Source organism: Promicromonospora sp. NPDC050249 (assembly GCF_040656015.1).
Lineage (GTDB): Bacteria > Actinomycetota > Actinomycetes > Actinomycetales > Cellulomonadaceae > Promicromonospora.
Genome location: NZ_JBFAKY010000021.1, coordinates 39407 through 60196, shown reverse-complemented (window position 1 = coordinate 60196; position 20790 = coordinate 39407). Strand labels below are relative to the sequence as shown.

The 20790-nt window shown below is 71.2% G+C and carries 15 protein-coding genes; 5 read left to right on the top strand and 10 right to left on the bottom strand.

Annotation, left to right across the window (positions count from 1 at the left end):
- The first annotated feature begins 51 nt into the window (after positions 1-51).
- Together AB0I32_RS17740 and AB0I32_RS17735 are read left to right on the top strand one after the other, a co-directional pair.
- Positions 52-1422 carry a M20 family metallopeptidase gene (locus tag AB0I32_RS17740; RefSeq protein WP_357508311.1) on the top strand — a complete coding sequence of 457 codons (1371 nt, stop codon included), beginning with the start codon at positions 52-54 and terminating at the stop codon, positions 1420-1422.
- 162 nt (positions 1423-1584) lie between these two features.
- Complete coding sequence (locus AB0I32_RS17735) at positions 1585-1959, top strand: hypothetical protein (RefSeq protein ID WP_357508309.1); 375 nt, start codon at positions 1585-1587, stop codon at positions 1957-1959.
- 106 nt (positions 1960-2065) lie between these two features.
- On the opposite strand, the gene AB0I32_RS17730 is transcribed toward AB0I32_RS17735, so the two are convergent.
- Together AB0I32_RS17730 and AB0I32_RS17725 are read right to left on the bottom strand one after the other, a co-directional pair.
- Entirely contained in the window at positions 2066-4627 is a 2562-nt protein-coding gene (locus tag AB0I32_RS17730; RefSeq protein ID WP_357508307.1) for a YhgE/Pip domain-containing protein, read from the bottom strand.
- Positions 4624-7470, bottom strand: a complete 2847-nt coding sequence (locus AB0I32_RS17725; RefSeq protein WP_357508305.1) for an MMPL family transporter — start codon at positions 7468-7470, stop codon at positions 4624-4626. The genes AB0I32_RS17730 and AB0I32_RS17725 overlap by 4 nt, the downstream gene beginning before the upstream one ends.
- Positions 7471-7595: 125 nt before the next feature.
- Here AB0I32_RS17725 and AB0I32_RS17720 point away from each other — a divergent pair, with 125 nt between their 5' ends.
- Positions 7596-8291 carry a helix-turn-helix domain-containing protein gene (locus AB0I32_RS17720; protein WP_357508303.1) on the top strand — a complete coding sequence of 232 codons (696 nt, stop codon included), beginning with the start codon at positions 7596-7598 and terminating at the stop codon, positions 8289-8291.
- 9 nt (positions 8292-8300) lie between these two features.
- Here the strand turns inward: AB0I32_RS17720 and AB0I32_RS17715 are convergent, their stop codons facing one another.
- Together AB0I32_RS17715 and pgm are read right to left on the bottom strand one after the other, a co-directional pair.
- Positions 8301-9269, bottom strand: coding sequence for a glycoside hydrolase family 6 protein (locus AB0I32_RS17715; RefSeq protein WP_357508301.1), 969 nt, complete (start codon positions 9267-9269; stop codon positions 8301-8303).
- Between the two features lie 200 nt (positions 9270-9469).
- The gene (gene pgm, locus AB0I32_RS17710; RefSeq protein WP_357508299.1) at positions 9470-11161 is read right to left on the bottom strand and encodes a phosphoglucomutase (alpha-D-glucose-1,6-bisphosphate-dependent); all 1692 of its coding nucleotides are present in this window, start codon (positions 11159-11161) and stop codon (positions 9470-9472) included.
- 74 nt (positions 11162-11235) lie between these two features.
- Here pgm and AB0I32_RS17705 point away from each other — a divergent pair, with 74 nt between their 5' ends.
- Positions 11236-11571, top strand: a complete 336-nt coding sequence (locus AB0I32_RS17705) for a rhodanese-like domain-containing protein (protein WP_357508297.1) — start codon at positions 11236-11238, stop codon at positions 11569-11571.
- A 50-nt stretch (positions 11572-11621) separates the two neighbouring features.
- On the opposite strand, the gene AB0I32_RS17700 is transcribed toward AB0I32_RS17705, so the two are convergent.
- The gene (locus AB0I32_RS17700) at positions 11622-13322 is read right to left on the bottom strand and encodes a family 10 glycosylhydrolase (RefSeq protein WP_357508295.1); all 1701 of its coding nucleotides are present in this window, start codon (positions 13320-13322) and stop codon (positions 11622-11624) included.
- Positions 13323-13554: 232 nt separating this feature from the next.
- On the bottom strand, positions 13555-13863 hold the full coding sequence (locus AB0I32_RS17695; protein ID WP_357508293.1) for a GNAT family N-acetyltransferase: 309 nt from the start codon (positions 13861-13863) through the stop codon (positions 13555-13557).
- Between the two features lie 119 nt (positions 13864-13982).
- Between AB0I32_RS17695 and AB0I32_RS17690 the strand changes: the two genes are divergently transcribed.
- Positions 13983-15206 (top strand): MFS transporter, encoded by a 1224-nt coding sequence (locus tag AB0I32_RS17690; RefSeq protein ID WP_357508291.1) that lies wholly within the window; start codon positions 13983-13985, stop codon positions 15204-15206.
- Positions 15207-15234: 28 nt separating this feature from the next.
- On the opposite strand, the gene AB0I32_RS17685 is transcribed toward AB0I32_RS17690, so the two are convergent.
- The 4 genes from AB0I32_RS17685 to AB0I32_RS17670 all read right to left on the bottom strand — a co-directional run bounded on the left by AB0I32_RS17685 (position 15235) and on the right by AB0I32_RS17670 (position 20749).
- Entirely contained in the window at positions 15235-16545 is a 1311-nt protein-coding gene (locus AB0I32_RS17685; protein ID WP_357508289.1) for an MFS transporter, read from the bottom strand.
- A gap of 259 nt (positions 16546-16804) precedes the next feature.
- Entirely contained in the window at positions 16805-17890 is a 1086-nt protein-coding gene (locus AB0I32_RS17680; protein ID WP_357508287.1) for a hypothetical protein, read from the bottom strand.
- Positions 17891-17971: 81 nt separating this feature from the next.
- Entirely contained in the window at positions 17972-19393 is a 1422-nt protein-coding gene (locus AB0I32_RS17675; protein ID WP_357508285.1) for a hypothetical protein, read from the bottom strand.
- A gap of 225 nt (positions 19394-19618) precedes the next feature.
- Complete coding sequence (locus tag AB0I32_RS17670) at positions 19619-20749, bottom strand: VIT1/CCC1 family protein (protein ID WP_357508395.1); 1131 nt, start codon at positions 20747-20749, stop codon at positions 19619-19621.
- Positions 20750-20790: the final 41 nt, after the last annotated feature.

Sequence of the window (20790 nt, the reverse complement as noted above, 5' to 3'; positions counted from 1 at the left end):
GGTAGAGCCTGACCCACGGCTGAGCACGGACACCTTCCATACGATGGCTGGATGAGCCGCTCCACCCCGCCCAGCACCGCCTATCTCGACCACCTGGTCGCCGAGACCGCCGGGCGGCGGGAGGCGCTGGCCGGCGTGGCACCCGCAGGTGGCACTGACGCCGTCGGTGGGCAGGACGCTGCGCTGCCCGACGGCGGTGCGCCCGCCGCGCTCCACTCAACGATCGAGCGGGCGGCCGAGCGGCTGGAACCGGAGCTCGCCGAGATCGTGCGGCGGCTGCACGAGCACCCCGAGACCGCCTTCGAGGAGCACCGCAGTGCGGCGACGCTGATCGAGGCGCTGGCCCGGCACGGCGTCGAGGCGGAGCCGGGCGCCCACGGGGTGCCGACGGCGTTCCGGGCTGAGGTCGGCGATCCCGCCGGACCGACCATCGCGATCTGCGCGGAGTACGACGCGCTGCCCGGCATCGGTCACGCCTGCGGCCACAACGTCATCGCGGCGTCCGGCGTCGGGGCGTTCCTCGCCCTGCACGAGGTCATGATCTCCGGCGATGCGCCCGCCGGACGGGTGGTGCTGCTCGGCACACCCGCGGAGGAGGGGCACACGGGCAAGGAGGTCCTGGCCCGGAACGGGGCACTCGAAGGCATCGATGCCGCGATCATGGTGCACCCGTACGGGCTCGACGTCGCCGATCAGGTCTGGCTCGGTCGCCGTCTGCTGACCTGGACCTTCACGGGCCGGCCCGCGCACGCCTCCGCCCAGCCGTACATGGGCCGCAACGCTCTGGACGCCGCCAGCCTGGCCTACCAGGGCATCGGCCTGCTGCGGCAGCAGATGCCGCCGGTGGACCGGGTGCACGCGACGATCGCGGAGGGCGGCACCCGGCCGAGCATCATCACGGAGCGGGCGGTCGTGCACCTGTACGCCCGGTCCAAGTACGCGGACACCTTGCGCGACCTGTCGCGCCGCCTGGACGACATCGCGTACGGCGCCGCCCGCATGACGGGCACAGATGTCGAGATCACCTGGGACGACGGCGCACACCCGAGCCTGCCCGTACGCACCAACCGACGGCTCACCGACCGGTGGGTCGCGGCTCAGCGTCGCCGTGGGCGTGACCCGCTGCCCGCCGGTGTGCTCTCGGAGACGCTCGCGGCGTCGACCGACTTCGGCAACATCTCGTTTCGCCTACCCGGGATCCACCCTCTGGTGCAGGTCTCGACCCCGGACGTCGCACTGCACACCGCCGAGTTCGCCGCCGCGGCGGCAACCCCTGCAGCGGTGTCCGCTGCGGTCGACAGTGCGGCCGGGCTCGCGTCGACGGCCCTGGACTACCTGTACGACGCCGGGCTGCGGGCCGCGGTGCACGCGGAGTTCGCCGAGGAGGGCGGCGCCGTCGACGTGCCCGCGTACTTCGACTGACTGTCGGCTCAGGGCCGAGATCGACCATGCACCTGCTGCCAGCTTCTCGCGCGGCCTGGCAGCAGGTGCATGGTCGTCTCACGCTCGGACGCTCTTCGACGAGCCGAGACAGCGGCGGAAAACAGCGCGCTCCGAGACAAGGGTCGATCGTATGGTCGGGCCATGACGATGCCCGAGATCGCACCTGTCGACACCTGGCTCGCCGTCACGCGGGAGGACGGCGAGACCGTTGGCTACCTCGAACCGCTGACCGACGACTACGCCGACGTGATCCCCCGCAACCGCCTCGGGCATGCCGTCGGCGAGGCACACGACTATCACGCGGCCGAGGAGCTCGTGCTCGAACGCGGCCTGGGCGAGCTGGCGGAGTACTGGGCGCTCGACGGCGAGGGTCCTGAGCTCACGGTCATCGAGCTCTCGCCCGAAGGAATAGTGCTGCGCGACGCTTTCCTGTCCAAGGCGCTGGAGCCCACCAAGCGGGTGCACGTCCCGTGGCCGGACACGGCGCAACGCCTCCGCCGAGCCCAGCCGAGATAGAGCTCTGGCGAAGTAGAACTGGGGCGAGATGGAACCGTAGATGCTGCGGTTCCATCTCGCCCCAGTTCTACTTCGCCAGGGTTCTACGTGGGCCTCGTGGCCGGAGTCAGGCCGTTCGGAGCAGCTCCGCGACCCGGACCGTGCGCTGTCGCGCCACCGTGATCGTCGTCACCGCGAGCCCGGCGATGGCCCACAGGACCACCGAGGCGACCACCAGGCCGACGCTTCCCGTACCCGGTTCGACGAGGCGGCCCAGCCCGACGATCGCGGGACCGACCGGCAGGAACGCCGCCAGGCCTTCGAGCACCCCCGGAACCGTCGACACGACACCCGTCGCGATGACGAGCACAGCGATCAGCAGGCTGATCCCCCGCCCGACCTGTCCGAGCGCCGCTGCGAGCGCCTGGTTGACCGCGACGAAGGCGATCGAGACCAGTGCGCCGACGCCCATGGTCGCCGCCCATCCGCCGGCGTCGAGATCCTCGATCCCGGCCAGGACGGCGCCCGCCGCGAGGCCGGTGACTAGTCCGACCGCCGCAGGGAGGGCGAACGTCTCGAGCGTGAGCCGCAGCGCGCCGCGGGTCGACCCACGGGCGTGCAGCGGAACCGGCGAGAACACGATCATCAGCGCGAGCGCGCCGAGCCAGAGCGCAAGGACCGCGAACATCGGTCCGGTCGCGCCGGTGTCGAGGTCGGTGACCTCGCCATCGGTGGCGACCGGGTCGGCCACCACGGAGGCGAGTGACTTGCGCTCGTGCTCCGTGTAGGACGGAATCTCCTCGGTGGCCTGCCCAAGACCGTTCGACAGGTCCTTCGCGCCGCTGGCCAGCTCACCGACGCCGGTGGCCAGGCCGTCGACACCTGTCGCGATCTGATCGGTGCCCGTACCCAGCTTGCCGACGCCGGTGGCCAGGCCGTCCACGCCGGTCGCAATCCGGGTCGAACCCGCTCCCAGCTTGCTGACGCCGTCGGCCAGGCCATCCGCGCCCGTCGCGATTCGGTCCGAACCCACGGCTAGCCGACCAGCGCCGTCGGCGATTCGTGTCGCGCCGGAGGAGATACCACCGGCCCCGGCGGAGAGCTCGTTGGCCCCGTCCGCAAGACCGGAGACACCCGAGGCCAGCCGCGAGGAACCACCGGCCAGCTCTGTCGCCCCGGAAGCGAGCCGGACGGAGCCAGACTCCAGCTGACCGAGTCCGGCTGCGAGCTGTTGGTTGCCTGTCGAGAGCTTGTTCGCGCCACCCGCCAACTGCTCGGCGCCCTGGGCGAGCTCGTCGGCACCACCAGAGAGCCTGGACGCACCGTTAGCGAGCCCGTAAAGGCTCTGCGCACTCGTCTTGTCCGACATTGCCAGAAGGCCGTTCCTAACGGCATCCGTGGTTGCGGGAAGCCCTTCGTACTCCACGAGGCCGGCACAGAACTCGGGAATTTGGAGGGCGACCTCGGCGTCCGCGCAGATCTGCTTGGCATCCGCCAGCAGACCCTTCGCGTCCGACGAGACACCTGTTGCCACGCCCGCGAGCTCCCCGGCACCGTCCGCCGCGCCCACGGCACCCGCGGCCAGCTGGTCCGCGCCGGCAGCCAGATCATGAGCGCCGCCGGACAGAGCGGAGACCCCGCCCGCAAGCTGAGCGGCACCACCAGCCAGATCCCGTGCGCCATCAGCGCTCTGCCCCACGCCGTCCGCGACGTGTCCGGCCCCGTCCGCGAGCCCCGCGGCCCCCGAGGTCAGACCGGCAACGCCACTGGATAGCTGATCGGCACCCGCGGACCACTGGTTCGCTCCAGCGGCCCACTGGCCGGCCCCACCAGCCAGGCCGCTCGCTCCCTGGCCAACCCCGGCCATGCCGGCTGCGGTCTGGTGAGCTCCGTCGGCCAGCTCCTTCGCGCCGTTCCCGGCCTCGTTCACACCTCCGGCAACCTCGTGCGCGCCGTCGGCCAGCTCCTTCGCGCCATCACCAGCCTTGTTCGCACCATTGGCGAGTTCGCCGGCACCGTTCGCGAGCTTCTCTGCGCCCTTGCCCGCCTCGTTCGCGCCGTCGGCGAGCTGGTCGGCGCCGTCGGCGGCCTTGCCCAGCTCCTCCGAGAGCGTCGAGAAGCCGACGAGGACGTTGTCCACATAGGTCTCGGTGAGGGTGCTGCCGAGCACACCGGTAGCGGTCTGCGCCACGATCTGCGCGAGGGCGTCGTCGAGCACACGGCCGTTGGCCGGGGTCGCGACGTCGATGGTGGCCTGGCGCGCCTTCGTCGGGTCGTCGCCGCCGAACGACGTGGCCGCGGCCGAGAAGCCCTCGGGGATGGTCACGACCGCGGCGTACGTACCGTCGGCGAGGCCGTCGGCCGCGCCCGCCTCGTCCGTGATCTGCCAGTCGTAGCTCGCGTCCGACGCGGGCACCGCCGCCGCCTCTCCGGCCTTGGCGTCCGCGGTCTCACCGCCGCTCACCAGACCCGCGGCGAGCTGACGGCCGAGCGGAACGGTCTGACCGTTCACCTTCACCGGCTCGTCGAGGTTCACTATCGCTGCCTTGACGGTGTCCAGCCGGTCCTGCGGGTTCCACAGGGCGGAGATCAGCAGCCCCAGGATCATCAGCGGTAGAAGCGCCACGGCGACTGCGCGCCACGGGTTGCGGAACGGCTCGGGCCGCAGCCATCTCGTTGCGGTGCTCATGCCCGCACCTCCTGCTCTGTCATGTTGGTCGGCTGGTCACGTGGCTGGTCACGTTCTGTAGTGGAGGAATCGGCGCGCGCGCCCGCACTGACGTCCAGCACCGGGGTGCCGGACGGCGCGAGGTCGCTCGCCGCTGAACCCGTCGAGCCGAGCAGCACCGCGACGCCCGCACGCTGCGCGCCGGCCACCGCCTGCGCCAGCTCGGCCCGTGCCGTCAGGTCGCCCACCGTCTCGGTGGCATCCACGACGAGCACCCGAGGCTTGTCCCGCAGGGCGCGGCGGACCGCCTCGGCGGGGTGTCCGCCCTCGGCGGCCGAGTCGATGACGGCCACGTTGTGCCGCACGGACGACGCTCGCTCGGGCAGCACCAGCCCGGCGGTCTTCGCCACGCCCCCCGTCACGCGGAGCCGGCCGGACACCGCGAGCAGGAAGGCGCTGACCGGCGCGGTGGCGTCACCGCGGACGAGCAGCGTGCCGCCGTCGGGCACCCGCACGCTCACCGGGCCGACGATCAGGCCCGACCGGCTGCTGACCTCGAGGTCTCCGGTGGCCACCGCGTCGGTGGCACCCGGCTCGGGCCAGTCCGTGAGCGACAGCTCGCGGGTCAGACCCTCACCCTCGACGTCGAACGACGGCAGCACCCGGTCGAGCCACTTCGGCATGTACCAGGCCTTCTCTCCCAGCAGCGCGAGCACCGCCGGGACGAAGACCATGCGCACGACGAAGGCGTCGACGGCCACACCGACGGCGAGGCCCAGGGCGATCGGTTTGATGTTCATGTCGCCGTGCGGGACGAACGCCACGAAGACCGCGATCATGATGATCGCCGCCGCCGTGACGACCTTCGCCGAGCTCTGGAACCCGGTGATGATCGCGTGCTTGGCGCTGCCGCCGTGCACGAAGTCCTCGCGCATGCGGGACACGAGGAAGACCTCGTAGTCCATGGCGAGCCCGAACAGGATGCCCATGAGCACGATCGGCATGAAGCTGATGACCGGCCCGGAGCGGGTCACGTTGAGCGCCTCCCCGAAGACGCCGTGCTCGAACACGAGCGAGACGACACCGAACGCCGCGCCCACGGAGAACAGGTAGCCGATGGTCGCCTTGAGAGGCACCGCGATCGAGCGGAACACCATGGTCAGCAGGATCAGCGACAGGCCGACGACGACCAGGGCGAACGGCAGCAGGGCGGCACCGAGCTTGTCCGACACGTCGATACCGACCGCCGTGAAACCGGTGACGGAGAGGTCCACGCCGTACTCGTCGAGGAAGTGGTCGTGCTGCGCGCGGATCTCGCGCACCAGGTCCTCGGTCGCGGCGGACGTCGGGCCACCCTCGGGGATCACCTGGATGATGCCGGTGTCCGCCGTCTGGTTCGGTGTCGCCAGCGGTACGTCGGCCACACCCGGCAGGTCCTCGATCTCCGCCCCGAGGTCGTTCATCAGCGCTACGGGGTCGGTGCTGGTCACGATGGAGCCGGTGACGATCAGCGGTCCGTTGAAGCCGTCACCGAAGTGCTCGGAGACCAGGTCGTACGTCACGCGCGCCGGGTCCTCCTTTGCCATCACGCCCGCGTCCGGGAGCGCGAGGCGCAGGTCCGTCGCGGGGAAGCTGAGCGCTCCCATGGCGACGATGACCAGCACGACGGTCAGCGCGGGGACCTTGGTCACGAGCCGGACCCAGCCGGCGAAGAAGCGGTTCGGCTTCTGCTCCGGTGCGGTCACGACGTCCGCGCGATGGCGGGTCACCTCGGCCTCGTCGCCTGCCGCGACGGCGGCAGCGGCCGCCTCGGCGGCAGCCCGCCGGGCGCGCCGTGACGGCTTGGGGCGCAGCCGCTCCCCCGCGAACCCGAGCAGCGCAGGCAGCAGTGTGAGCGACACCAGCACGGTGATGCCCACCGTCACCGCAGCCGCCACCCCCATGGTGGTGAGGAACGGGATACCCGCCACACCGAGGCCGATCAGCGCGATCATCACGGTCAGGCCGGCGAACACGACCGCGGAGCCCGCGGTCCCCGTCGCCCGGGCGATCGACTCGTCGGCCCCGAGCCCCGTGCCGAGCTGTTCACGGTGCCTGGACACGATGAACAGCGCGTAGTCGATACCGACCGCCAGGCCGAGCATCACCGCCAGGAGCGGCGTGGTCGAGTTGATCGGGCCGAGCGCGGTGGCCGCGAACAACAGCGCCATCGAGATGACGACGCCGAGGAGAGCGTTGAGCAGCGGCAGGCCCGCGGCCACGAGGGAGCCGAGCGTCAGCACCAGCACCACGAGCGCGACCAGCAGGCCGATGCCCTCGGTGAGCGTCATCTTGGGGAGCTCCGACGAGAACAGCTGCCCACCCAGCTGCGCCTGCGCACCATCGGGCAGGGCCTGCGCGAGCGCGTCTGCCTCCTCGTGCAGCGCGTCCTTGGTCGCGTCGGTGATGGACCCCTGATCACCGTCGAGCTGGATCGTGAGGAGCGTGGCCTGCTCGTCGTCGGAGATCGACGCCGGCATCTGCTTGTCGTACGGCGAGGTGACCACCTCGACCTGTGACACGTCCTCGAGCGCCTCGACACCGTCGGTGATGGCCGCCCGCATCGGCTCGTCCTTGATGGACCCACCCTCGGGCGCGACCACTATCACCTGGGCAGAAGCGCCGCTGACCTGCGGGAACGTCGTCGCGAGGCGGTCGAGCGCATTCTGCGACTCGGTGCCAGGGATCGTCACCGCGTTGTCGAGGCCCTGCTGGAGCAGGCCGGCGGCGCCGCCCACGAGGAGGAGCACGACGACCCATCCCGCGACGACGAGCCGACGAGCGCGGACGGCCCAGCGGCCGAGTGAATAGAGAACGGAGGACACGCAGGCTCCAGGGGAGAGGCGGGAACGACGAAGGCGGTTCGATGCACCACTGTATCCGATACATCGGTGCATCCAATACACCGATGTATTGATAGACTGGTCACTTGACACCCCAAGGAGCTTCTGTGACATCTGAGCGTGTAGGCGACGACGGCCCCGGGTCGTCCGTCGAGCGTGCGTTCGCGGCGGCCCTGACCCCCCGCCGCGAACGGACCCGCGAGCGTCTGCTCGACGCCGCCTTCACCGTCTTCGCGCGCCACGGCATCCGTGGCGCGTCCATCGAGGCCGTGTGCGAGGCCGCCGGGTTCACCCGCGGTGCCTTCTACTCGAACTTCAACAGCAAGGAGGAGCTGTTCCTCGCGCTCGCCGAACGGGCGATGCGCAGGCAGCTCACCTCGCTGGATACCGTGGGCAAGGATCTGGAGCCGGATCTCGTCCGCGACGGCGCCGTGGACTACGACGCGATCCGCAGCATCCTCTCGGTCGTGGTCACGGATCCGGGTGACGCACGGCAGTGGGCGCTGATGCGCGCCGAGCTGGAGCTGCTTGCGATGCGGGACCCCGCGGTCGGTCGCCCGTTCCTCGCCCAGGAGGAGAGGCTCCGCGCGGAGCTGGGTGCGGCGATCAGCCGGATCCTGGACAGCTGCGGCCTGCGGTTCAAGGTCGGCGAACGCACAGCCGTGGACCTCTTGCTCAGCATCTACGAGTCGTCGGCCCGCGCCGCCGTGGCCGCGAACCCCACGCCGGAGGACGGCGATGCCGCACCCGACACCGCCGTCCTGACCGAGCTCGTCAACCTCCTGGTGACGACCACCGACTGAGCGCGCCGCTCACCAGTGGGCGTTCGCCGCGAGCTCCAGTGCGATCTCCTGCCACCACTGCCCGGCCGCGGGGCCGCCGTTGCACGCGCCGTCCGACTCGCCCGGCAGCTTGACCCACAGCAGCGCATCGAGAGCGGTGCCGTCATTCACGAACCGGGGCCGCTCACCGAGGGCGCGACCGCGCGGGTTGCACCACTCCCCGTTGGAGCCGTTGCCGTTGCGCGACGTGTCTATCACATACGGCCGACCGCCCACCTGCGATGACACCTGTTCGGCGTAGGCCTGGGTGTTCGCCGTCGTCTGGTAGTTCGACGTGTTGAGCGCGAAGCCGACGGCGTCCGTGAAACCGATGAGCTGCAGCCGCCGCGCGGCCTCGCTCGCGCTGAGCCACCCGGAGTGCCCGGCGTCGATGTAGACGCGCGCACCGGCGTCGGCCAGCGATGCCGCCGCGTACCGCAGGTAGCCGACGCGGTCACCCTGGCCGTTGCAGTCGCCGAGCTGAGCCAGCGCGTCCGGTTCGAGGACCACTACCGGGTTGCCCACGATCCCGGAGGCCACCGTGTCCACCCACCGCGCGTACTCGCTCTCGGGCACCCCACCGCCCGAGTGATTGCCGCAGTCGCGGCCCGGGATCGCGTACACGGTCAGCACGCCGGTCTGCCCGGCGGCCGCCGCACGGCCCGTGTAGTCCGCGACCTGCTGGCGGGTCTGGTCGGCGCCGGCCCAGTCGCCCACCCAGTACGACTGCGGCGTCAGGGCGATCTTGGCGAGCAGATCCTTGTTCGTCCCGCTCGCCGTCTGCCAGGCGGCGTACGCCTGGGTGGTGGGGTCCACATAGAGGTCCGCCGCCGCAGGGGATGCCCCGAGGCTGGTCACGCCGGCCGTGGCGCTCTGCGATACCGCGATGGTGCCGGTGGTCATGAGGGCGAGGGCAGCGGCCAGGGCCGCCGTTCGGGTACGACGTCGTACGCGAGACATGGCGCTCTCCGTTCGGTCGGGTTCAGCCCGGCCGTCCGGCCGAGGTGTACCCCTGTGACGCTAGGAAGCACCAGGCTGCCCCGGTAGCACGCGAATCGTTTAGGCGTTGGTCGAGCTCGGCAGGACTTGGGTCCCGCCGAGCTCGACGAACGAAGAGACCTCGGCCAACAAAGAGGGCCTCGATCGACGAGGGGACCTGGTCAGGCGAGGGCCTCGTCCACCAGGGTCTTCGCGGCCTCCTGCACCTCGGTGAGGTGCTCGGCGGACACGAACGACTCCGCGTAGATCTTGTACACGTCCTCGGTGCCGCTCGGCCGCGCGGCGAACCAGGCGTCCGCCGTCGTGACCTTCAGCCCGCCGATCTTCGCGCCGTTGCCGGGCGCCTCCGTGAGCTTCGCCGTGATCTCCTGCCCGGCGAGCGTGGTGGAGGTGACGTCCGACGGCGACAGCGCGCCGAGCCGGGCCTTCTGCTCGCGTGTGGCGGCGGCGTCGACCCGGGCGTACCAGCTTGTCCCGAAGCGCTCGACCTGCGCGGCGTGGTGCTCGGAAGGTGACTTACCCGTCGCCGCCAGAATCTCCGAGGCGAGCAGAGCGAGCAGGATCCCGTCCTTGTCCGTGGACCAGACACGCCCGTCCTTGCGCAGGAACGAGGCGCCGGCGGACTCCTCGCCGCCGAACCCGACCTCGCCCGACAGCAGGCCCGGGACGAACCACTTGAAGCCGACCGGAACCTCGAGGAGTCGCCGGTTCAGCCCGCCCGCTACCCGGTCGATGAGCGCCGACGAGACGAGGGTCTTACCGATCGCCGCATCGCTGGGCCAGCTCGGCCGATTCCCGCCGTAGAGGTACTCGATGGCGACCGCGAGGAAGTGGTTGGGGTTCATGAGGCCATCGGCCGTGACGATGCCGTGCCGGTCCGAGTCGGCGTCGTTCCCGGTGGCGATGTCGAAGGGCACCTGGCCGCCGACGCCGGTCCCGCTCATCTTCTCCACCAGCGACGCCATCGCGTAGGGGGAGCTGCAGTCCATGCGAATCTTGCCGTCCCAGTCGAGCGTCATGAACGCCCAGCGGGGGTCGACCTGCGGGTTCACGACCGTCAGGTCGAGGTCGTACCGCTCGGCGATGGCGCCCCAGTACTCGACGGACGCCCCGCCCAGGGGATCGGCGCCGATCCGCACGCCGGACGCGCGGATGATGTCCAGGTCCAGCACGCTCGCCAGGTCGTCCACGTACGACGACAGGAAGTCGTGGCGGTGCGTCGTGTCGGAGGCCAGCGCGGCGTCCAGGGACACGCGCTTCACCTGCCCGACGCCGGTGCGCAGGATCTCGTTGGCCCGGTCCGCTATCCACCCGGTCGCGTCGGAGCCGGCAGGCCCACCGTGCGGCGGGTTGTACTTGAACCCGCCGTCCCGGGGCGGGTTGTGCGACGGCGTCACCACTATCCCGTCCGCGAGGCCGGCGCCGGCGGCCGCGAGGCCAGGCGTCCCCTCGGCGAACCGCGTCTGGTTGTGCAGCAGGATCGACTGGCTGACGGCGGGGGTCGGCGTCCAGGAGTCGCGAGCATCGACCATGACATCGACGCCTGCGGCTGCGAGCACCTCCAGCGCCGTCTGCCAGGCAGGCTGGGACAGCGCGTGCGTGTCACGGCCGATGAACAGGGGCCCGTCGGTGCCCTGGCCACGTCGGTACTCCACGATCGCGGCCGTGATCGCGACGATGTGCGCCTCGTTGAAGGCGTGGTCCAGGCTCGACCCGCGGTGGCCCGAGGTGCCGAACGCCACCTGCTGCCCGGGGTCGTCAGGGTCCGGCGAGAGGTCGTAGTAGGCGCCCACCACCTGGTCGACGTCGATGAGGTCGCTGGGCTGGGCGGGAGTTCCGGCACGCGCATCCATGCAGCCGATACTGCCAGGTACCGGGCAGGTCCGTCGCCGCCGGAGCGCCGGCGGCGCCGTCGTAGGCTGGAGGCATGTTCCAGCCGATGCTGCCCGAGGTTCCCTCGGTCCACCCCACCGAGCTCGACCCGACCTCTCCCGTGCCCGACGGGTCCGTGCTCCTGGACGTCCGCGAGCAGGACGAGTGGGACGCCGGCCACGCCCCCGGCGCCGTGCACATCCCGCTCGGCGACCTGCCCGCGCGGTACGGCGAGCTGGACGCCGACGCCCAGGTCCTGGTCATGTGCCACTCCGGCGGACGCTCCGCACGCGCCACGCAGTGGCTCAACGAAGTGGTGGGCTTCGAGGCGACCAACCTCGACGGCGGCATCGTCGCGTGGCAGGGCGCCGGGCTACCTGTCGAGCGCTGAGGGTCGGCTCACCGGGGGCCCGGGAGGGGGCCCACCCGGTGGGACGGCGCCTATCGGGTGCCGCGTGGGCGGCTCGGCCCGGTCTCGTTCCAGACCCGGTCCAGCGCGGTGACGACGTAGGTGTAGTCGGTACCGGATGCGGCAGACGTGTCGAGCCACGACTGGACGCGCCCACCCACCGAGCGAAACGTCCCGATGAGGTGCGCGGGGTCGTCGACGTCCACGGAGCCGACGGTCCCGGTCACGCGGTACACCGCGAACGACGTGGCCCTGGCGGACCTGGTACCGATGTCCGCCACATGGATCCGGACGCCGTCGCGCGCCCTGCGGACGTTCGCGAGGACCGGCGCGATGACGGGCTCCGCGGGCAGGTGCGGCATCGGCGGCACCAGGGCCGGGCTCTGGTAGTGGTCCGCGACGACCTTCGACATCCCGCCCTGTGCGTCGAGCGGCACGTGCTTGGCCGAGTAGTAGACGTTGCCGTGGATCGGCCCGACGTCCCGGCTGACCTCTCGGCACAGGTCGATGTGGTTGGTCATCTCGGCCGGGTCCGTGAAGACCCCGCTCGTCATCTTGTACAGGCCCTCGCCGATGTAGAGCTGCGTGCCGGACCGCGCGGCGACCTCCGCCCACCACGGGACGAGAGCCGCGTAGTCGGCGACCGCAAGGCCGATCTGCCAGTAGATCTGCGGGTTGACGTAGTCGAGCCAGCCCTCGAGCACCCACTTGCGGGTGTCAGCGAACTGGTCGTCGTACGACTGGGAGCCCCTGGTGTCCGAACCCAGCGGGTCGGTGCCGGAGTTCCGCCAGATGCCGAACGGGCTGATCCCGAACTTCACCCAGGGCTTGGCCGCCTTGATCCGGGAGCTCATCGTCTCGACGAAACGGTCCACGTTCCCGCGGCGCCAGTCCTCGATGGAGTCGAAGTCCTCGCCGTACTGCTCGTACGTCGCGGCGTCGGGCAGCGTCTGGCCGGCCACCGGGTACGGGTAGAAGTAGTCGTCGAAGTGGACGCCGTCGATGTCGTAGCTCTCGACCGCATGCAGGATCGCGCGCTGAATATGCTCCGCCGCCTCCGGGATGCCCGGGTCGAAGTAGAGCTTGCCGCCGTACGCCCACACCCAGTCCGGGTGCTGCCGCGCCGGGTGGTCGGCGACCAGCTGGGCCGGGTCGGTCTGCATCGACACGCGGTATGGGTTGAACCAGGCGTGCAGCTCGATGTTGCGCTTGTGCGCCTCCTCGACCATGAACGCGAGCGGATCGTAGCCCGGGTCCTGGCCCTGCGTACCGGTGAGGTACTGGGACCACGGCTCGTACGGGCTGTCGTACAACGCGTCGGCCGTCGGCCGCACCTGCACGAACACGGCGTTCAGCCGGTTCTCCTCCGCGACGTCGAGCCAGTGCAGGAACTCGGCCTGCTGCGTCGCGGCGTCGAGCCCGCTCGTCGAAGGCCAGTCGATGTTGGCCACCGAAGCGATCCACATGGCACGCAGCTCGCGCTTCAGGCTCAGGGCCGACGACGGTTCGGGCGTGGCGTTACCCGTCATGGCAGGAGCACCGAGTGCCGTGGCCGGGTCGAGCGCCGCGATGGTGACGCTGATCGCGGCTGCCGCCGTACCCGCCGTCGCCATCGTGAGGAACTCACGGCGCCCGATCCCCGACATCACCCCCGACAGCCTTGCCGGCGGAAGCGACGTGGTGCGCGCATAGGCGGGCATGTGTGTCGCCTCGCGGCGGACGGGGTGCCTCACGTACTTGACCTCCGGTAATGGCTGCTGGGGGTTGGTGCCGTGGTGCGTCGTGTTGTGTTGTCGCCCTGCTAAGTTGGCCGGCGCCGATCCGGGAAACACTGAGGTGACGAACAATGCCACCGGGCGGCGCCGTGAGGAAACTCTCGCACATGTCGCGCCGGATGTGAAGTTTGCAGCGCGATCGAGATTGCGAAATTTACTTTCACCCACCGCGGGGCTCGACCCACATGCCTCAGTCCGCCGCCGGCTGGCGCAGCAGGTCGTCGTACTCGGGTGCGTGCTTCTTCACGTAGGAGCGGATGTAGGGGCACAGCGCGATGACCTTCCCGCCCGCCTCGCGCACCATGCCGAGCGAGGCCTTCGCGAGCTGCCCGGCCAAGCCACGGCCCTCGTACTCCTCGAACACCTCGGTGTGCACGAAGACGACGGCACCGCTGTCGATCTCGTAGGCGGCGAAGCCTGCCAGAGCTCCGTCCACGCTCACCTCGAAACGTGACTTCTCGGGATTGTCGGCAACTGTCACCAGTGGTTCATCGGTCATGGGGGCAATCGTGTGCCATCGGGACCGCCGCCTGCCACCCCTGCTCGCCGCTCGGCGGAACCCGGCCGCCCACCAGAAACAGCCGGACCAGTGTCAGTGGCCGGTGGGACACTCGACCCGTGCCACAGACTGCTGCCTCACCCCGTTCCAATCCCTACGCAGCGGTGCTCCGCACCCCCGGGACGCTCAGGTTCTCCGCGGCCGGAGCGCTCGCCCGCCTGCCGATGTCGATGGTCGGGATCGGCGCCGTCCTGATGGTGCAGGGTTTGTACGACAGCTACGCCATGGCGGGCCGGGTCGCGGCGGTCCTGGGGCTGGCGCAGGCGTTCCTCGCCCCGCAGCTCGCGCGCTGGGTCGACCGGCGCGGTCAGCGGACGGTCCTGCTGCCCGCGCTCGTCGTGTCGGTGATCGGCCTGGGCGGCCTCGTCACGGCCGCCGTGCTCGGCGCGCCCGAGTGGGTGCTGTGGCTGTTCGCCGTGCTCGCCGGCGGCAGCCAGGGTTCCTACGGCTCGATGGTCCGGGCGCGCTGGAACCATGCGCTCGACGACCCGCGTCGTCTGCACACCGCGTACTCGCTGGAGTCCTCGATCGACGAGCTGGTCTACATAGTGGGCCCTGTGCTCGCCACGACGCTCGCGACGGCGGTCGCGGCGCCGTCGGCCCTGGTGCTCGCCGGGGTGGCGGCGCTGGTGGGCGGCCTGCTCTTCGTGGTGCAGCGGGCGACGGAGCCGCCGGTCGTGGTGCCCGACGCCGAGGCACGGCACCGCCCGGTCGTCCTGATCCCCGGCATGCCCGTGATGGTGCTGATCTTCGTGGCCATGGGCGTCATCTTCGGCTCCGTGGAGGTCACCACGGTGGCGTTCGCCGAGGAGCTGGGCAGCAAGGGCCTGTCCGGGGTCGTCCTGGCGGTCTTCGCGCTGGGTTCGCTGGTCGCCGGGCTCGCCTACGGCGCTCGGCACTTCACCAGCCCAGCTGCCCGCCGGTTCGTGTTCGGCATGGCCGCGCTCGGCCTGGGTGTTTCCCTGGTCCTCCTGGCGCACTCGCTGTGGACGCTGGCCGCCGCGATGTTCGTGGCCGGGCTCGCCATCGCTCCGACCGTCATCACCGGGAACGGTCTGGTGCAGGACATGGTCGGCAAGCACCAGCTCACCGAAGCGCTGACCTGGGTGGGCACCTCGATAGGCATCGGCACCTCGCTGGGCGCCTCGATCGCCGGAGCACGCGTGGACGACGCGGGGGCGGCCGCGGGCTTCCTCGTCACGGTCGGCGCGGGCTGGTTCGCGACGCTCCTGACCCTCGCCGCGAGCCGAACTCTCCGGCGGCAGTCGGCAGCGAGGAACTGACCACCGAGCTACCCAGCTGAGTGCTGGGTCAGGGTTCCGGGTGGCGGGCGTCGTAGCGCCAGAAGCGTGGCGTCAGGCGGACGATCAGCCAGAGGAGCACCAGGCACGTGAGACCGCCGACGACGGCCGCCCAGCCCTCGCCGAACCACGTCGCCTCGGCCCCGAGGACCATCTCCCCGAGACGTGGTCCACCGGCCACCACCACGATGAACACTCCCTGCAGCCGCCCGCGCATGTGATCGGGCGTAGCTGTCTGCAGGATGCTCTGCCGGAACACCGACGAGACGCTGTCGGACCCGCCGGCGAGGGCCAGCGCAACCCCTGCCGCGACGACCGCCCAGACGATCGGGCCGTCCGGCGAGCCCCGTCCCACGAGCACGAGGACCAGCCCGAAGGCGGCGATCGACACGGCCCATGCGGTGATGGCCCAGATGATCACCTGCCCCTGCTTGCGGATGCGCGTCAGCCCGCCGGAGAACACACCCGCGAGGATGCCGCCGGCGGCGAAGGCCGCGGCGAGCAGGCCGGTGGTCGCCTCACCGCCGCCGAGGTAGATGACGCCGGCAGCGGGCCACAGGACGCGCGGGAACGACAGGACCATCGCGCAGATGTCGACGAGGAAGGTCGTGCGCACGTTGGGCTGGGTCGCGAGGTAGCGCAGGCCGTCCAGCACCGAGCGCAGCCCGACGACGCCCGTCCGCCCCCTGCCGCTCAGGGTCCCGGCGGTGAGCTCGGTGCCCTCGGGCGGCACGGGCGGCAGCCGGAACACGGCCCAGAGCGCCGCGAGGAACAGCACCATGTCGAGCGTGTACGCCCAGGCGTAGCCGAGCTGGGAGACCAGCAGCGCGCCGATCAACGGCCCGCCGGTCAGCGCGACGTTCCACGAGAGCGTCATCAGCGCGTTGGCCGCCGGCATGAGCTCCTTGGGGAGCAGCCGCGGGATGATGGCCGACCGTGCTGGGTTGTTGATGGCGAAGGCCGCGCTCTGCACCGCGACCAGCCCGTACAGCAGGTGCACCGACTCCAGCTCGAACCACGCCTGCGCGGCGATGCCGGCCACGACCACCCACAGCACCAGCGACGACAGCAGCGACACCTTGCGCCGGTCGTAGTGGTCCACGAGCGCCCCGCCGTACAGGCCGAGCACCACGAGCGGGACGAGAGAGAACAGGCCCAGCAGACCGACGGCGAGCGTCGATCCGGTCAGGGCGTAGATCTGCAGGCCGACGGCGACGATGGTCACCTGCGTGCCGATGTTCGAGACCGAGAGCCCGAACCAGAGCCGCCGGTAGTCGGCCGACACCTTCAACGGTGTGGTGTCGGCGAGCAGATGGCGCATGGTGCTCCGATACTAAGCCTCGCGCGGACGGCGTCGCGCAGACGACAGAGCGGGCGCTCAAGACACCCCCCGATGTCCCGAGCTCCCGCTCTGTGCTGTCCTGGTCCGCGGGCCGGGGCGCCCCCCAGCGGCGCCCCGACCCTACGAACCTGCCGACCCGGGTGTTGATCGGCCCTCGGTCATGAGTCACCGTGATGGCTCATGAACGCTGACCGCGCCCGGATCGTTGTCAACCGGCGAAGCGTGGTCTAGCCACGCTTCATCGGTGACGCGTTCGGAGCGCCGCGATCCCCAGCCCCAGAAGGAGCGAGATCAGCGAGAGCTGCCCCGTGATCATGTGGCCCGGCTCGGGGACGGTGCTGTCAGGCACCATGACTGGTGCCGCCTCCGCCTCCGCCTCGGGCTCTGTGGTGACGTTCAGGTCCTCGCCCAGGCCCCCGGAGAGGTAACTTCCCTCGTAGGTCCGCGGGGCCGGGCCGGACTGGTCGCCCCAGCCGATGTCGACACCCGCGCCGGGGTGGTCCCGGCCCGTGTCCGACCCGGCCGTGTCGTCGTCGACGCTGGACGTCGAGCTGGCGCCGACGCTGGTGCCATACCCGCCTCCGACCGTGACGCTGCCGGTCATCTGGCCGTATCCGGCTCCCGGTGTGGGGACGTCGGAACCGTCTGTCCCATACCCGCCGGTGCCGGGACGCTCGGTGCGCGGACCGCCCTCGTCGCCACCGCTACCCGGTCGGCCCGTACCGGAGCCGCCCGTACCGGGGCGGTCGGTTCCAGGTCCATCGGTTCCAGGTCCGCCGGTTCCGGGCTCCTCAGTACCAGGCTCTTCCGTACCGGGCTCCTCGGTTCCAGGCTCCTCGGTTCCAGGCTCCTCAGTACCGGGCTCCTCAGTACCGGGCTCCTCAGTTCCAGGCTCCTCGGTCCCAGGCTCTTCCGTACCCGGCTCCTCCGTGCCCGGCTCCTCGGTCCCAGGCTCGTCGACGCCACCCGTCAGCAGGTCGTCGACCAGCCCGTCCTCGCCCAGCGCCCCGTCGACAACCCCTGCGACGTCGGCATCCAGGAGCGATCCGATGATGCCCTCGCGGCCGACGAGGTCGCCGACCAGGCCATGGTCATCGGTAGCGGCACCGGCGTCCGCGGCATCGGCTCCTGTGCCCGCCGGGGCGCTCTCGACCGCGTCGAGGTCACCGCGCGCGGCGGGCTCTTCCTCTACCGAGTCGATGGCTCCCTGAGTGACTGGATCCACCAGACCTTCCTCGGCGGCGTGCGCGGAGGAAGCGCCGACGACCATGAGGCCGCCCGCAACAAGTGCCGTGTAGAGCACGCGTCGGAAGTTTTTGTCCATGGGTCTCTCCTTGCCTGGCGTGGAGCCGACGGCAGATGCACCGTCGGGCGGTGCCGCACGCGAAGGCGCGGCCCAGCCAGGTCAGGCAGGAGAGACAGGGATATCCGTGTAGCTGCTCGAAAGCTTCGCGCGCGCCTCGTCGGTCGCGACGCGCCAGGAGCGGGCCCGGAAGACCAGCAGGGCGGAGAGCGCCGCGAGGAGCTCGCCGCCGGGCACCTTGAGCTGGGGTGCACCGCCGCCGAGGAGGCCTGCGGTACCCGCGGCCACCGCGTTGCCGACGCCACCGGCGCCGAACGGGAGCTCCGCGCCGAGAAGGCCGGCGCCGCCCGAGTGGACGACGTCCGCCGTCGCGGCGCTCGGCGCCACGGCCGATGCGGCGGCGCCGACGGGGGCGCTCACCTGCATCAGGTCGAGCATCGCGTGCTGGACCCCCGCAGAGGTCCAGACCACGACTGCGACGTCACCGGGAGCCTGCAGCGACCCCGGGTACGTCGACTCGGTGCCCTCGGCCTGCTCCGCCGGGACCACCGTGCTTGGGTCGCCCGGCCGCGAGGGCTCGGCGACAGGAGGCTCCGGCACCACGACACCCGGCACCGGAACGGTCGGCTCCACGATCGGAGTCAGCGGCTCGACGATCGGAGTCAGGGGTTCGAGGATCGGAGCCACCGGCTCGACGATCGGAGCGACGACCTCGACGACCGGCGTCAGGACCGGGTCGAGAAGATCGGTGACGGGGGCGGTGACGGGCTCGAGCGCCCCCACGATCGGAGTGGTCACGCCGCCCACGATGTCGGTCACCGGGGAGACCACGTCGACGACGGGCGTCAGCAGGCCGCCGGTGACGGGAGCGAGCGACTCGGTCACCGGCTTGACGACCCCGCCGACCTGCTCGGTGACCGGCTTGAGGACCGGGTCGAGGATCGGGTCGGAGACCTGCCCGACGATCTCGGTCACCTGCGCGACGGGCTTGGTGACCTGCGTGACCGCGTCGCCCACCGGCTTCGTCACCGCGTCGCGGACGGGCTCGGTCAGCGGCTCCAGCACGCCGCCGGTGACCGTCTCGACCGCACCCTGGACGGTCCCCGTGACCGGCTCGGCCACTGTCCCGGCAGGTTCGGGCGCCGGCTTCGGTGCCGGGACATCGGGCTCCGTCACAGCGGCGGGCGCCTCGTGCGGCTCTGCCTCGGCGGCCTGGCCGGACGTGGGAGCGGTCGGCTCCGGCGCGGGCGGCTCCGTTGCCGCCGAGGGGCTGTCCGCCGTGGCCTGGCCGGCCACGGTCCTGGTCAGCCCGAGCAGGTCGGTGGTCCGCGTGACGGTCTGCGTCGTCGCCTCGACCGTGTCGCTGAGAACGGCATCGAGCGGGCCGCGTTCAGCGGCGCTCGAAGGGGCCGCGAGAGTGACGCCGAGCGCGAGGCCCGCCGCACCGAGGGCCACGGTTCCGACGGCGCGCGCGACAGCACGACGGAGGTGATCCCCCGTGCTCGTCAGCGCGTCCTTCGACATCGGTCTCCCGGCTCTCCGGCCCCTGGCGGGCCGCTGTCAGAGATGCATGCACATTCAATCTGGTGGGGGTTCCAGACATCGGCAACTGCAGACCTGCGGTTTGCAGATCGCGACTTTTGTGCTTAGGAACTGCGACATGTCAGGAGAGGCGCGCCATCTCGCCCTTCCCGTGCTTATCCACACTATTGGAACACGGTAGAAGGACCCTGGGGGTGAACTCTCAAATCACCCCACAGTGGCCCCGAAGACGAGGCCGAGCACATAGGTGACGCCCGCCGCCCCGAGGCCGATGGCGATCTGGCGCAGCGCCCGCGTGAGCGGAGAGGTACCCGACAGCAGCCCGACGACGGCGCCCGTCACCAGCAGCGCGAGCCCGACAAGAGCCGTGGCGACGACCACTGCCGCGAGGCCGTCGAGGCCGAGCAGATAGGGCAGCACCGGAACCACCGCGCCCGACGCGAAGAAGCAGAAGGACGAGAGCGCCGCACCCCACGCGGTCCCGTGCGTCTCGAGATCGTCCACGTCGGCCGCGGGGTCCGCCGCACGCTCCTCGGTCGGCGCCTCGTGCACCCGCAGGAGCGGTCCCTGCTGCTCCGTGGGTGTGACCGCGAGCCTGGCGAGCACCGCGTCGGCGTGCGCCGTAGCGTCCTCGATGTTCATCCCCCGGGCGCGGTACACGAGTGCCAGCTCGTTCGCGTCGACGTCGAGGTGCGGCAGCGCGGCGTCGGCCTCGGCCGACGGCGACGACGCCTCGAGCAGCTCGCGCTGCGAGCGCACCGACACGAACTCCCCCGCGCCCATCGAGAGCGCACCCGCGAGGAGGCCGGCGAGCCCGGACAGCAGCACGGTGCTCGTCGCCACACCGGACGCACCGATGCCGAGCACCAGCGCAAGGTTCGACACGAGCCCGTCGTTCGCGCCGAACACCGCGGCACGGAACGTGCCGGAGAGCCGGTTCCGGCCTCTGGTGGCCAGCGCGCGCACCACCTCTTCGTGGACCTGCTCGTCGGCGGCCATGGTCATCGTGGCATCGGCGTCGTGCGCGTACGACGACCTGGCCTCGGCGCGCTGCGCGAGCGCGAGCACGAAGACGCCGCCGAAGCGGCGCGCGAGGAACCCGAGCGCACGCGTGCGCAGGTCCCCGCGTACCGGCGTGCCGACGTCGGGGCCGAGGAGGTCGAGCCAGTGCGACTCGTGTCTCTTCTCCGCGCGGGCGAGCGCGAGCAGGATCTCGCGCTCCTCGCCGGCGCGCCGCCCGGCGAGGTCACGATAGACCGCTGCCTCGGCACGTTCGTCGGCGAGCAGCCGGCGCCACCGCCGGATGTCGGCTCGGGTCCGACGGCGGGAGGGGTGCAGCTCCTGCGCGCGCTCGGCGGGCGTCGGAGTGCTGGCGGACG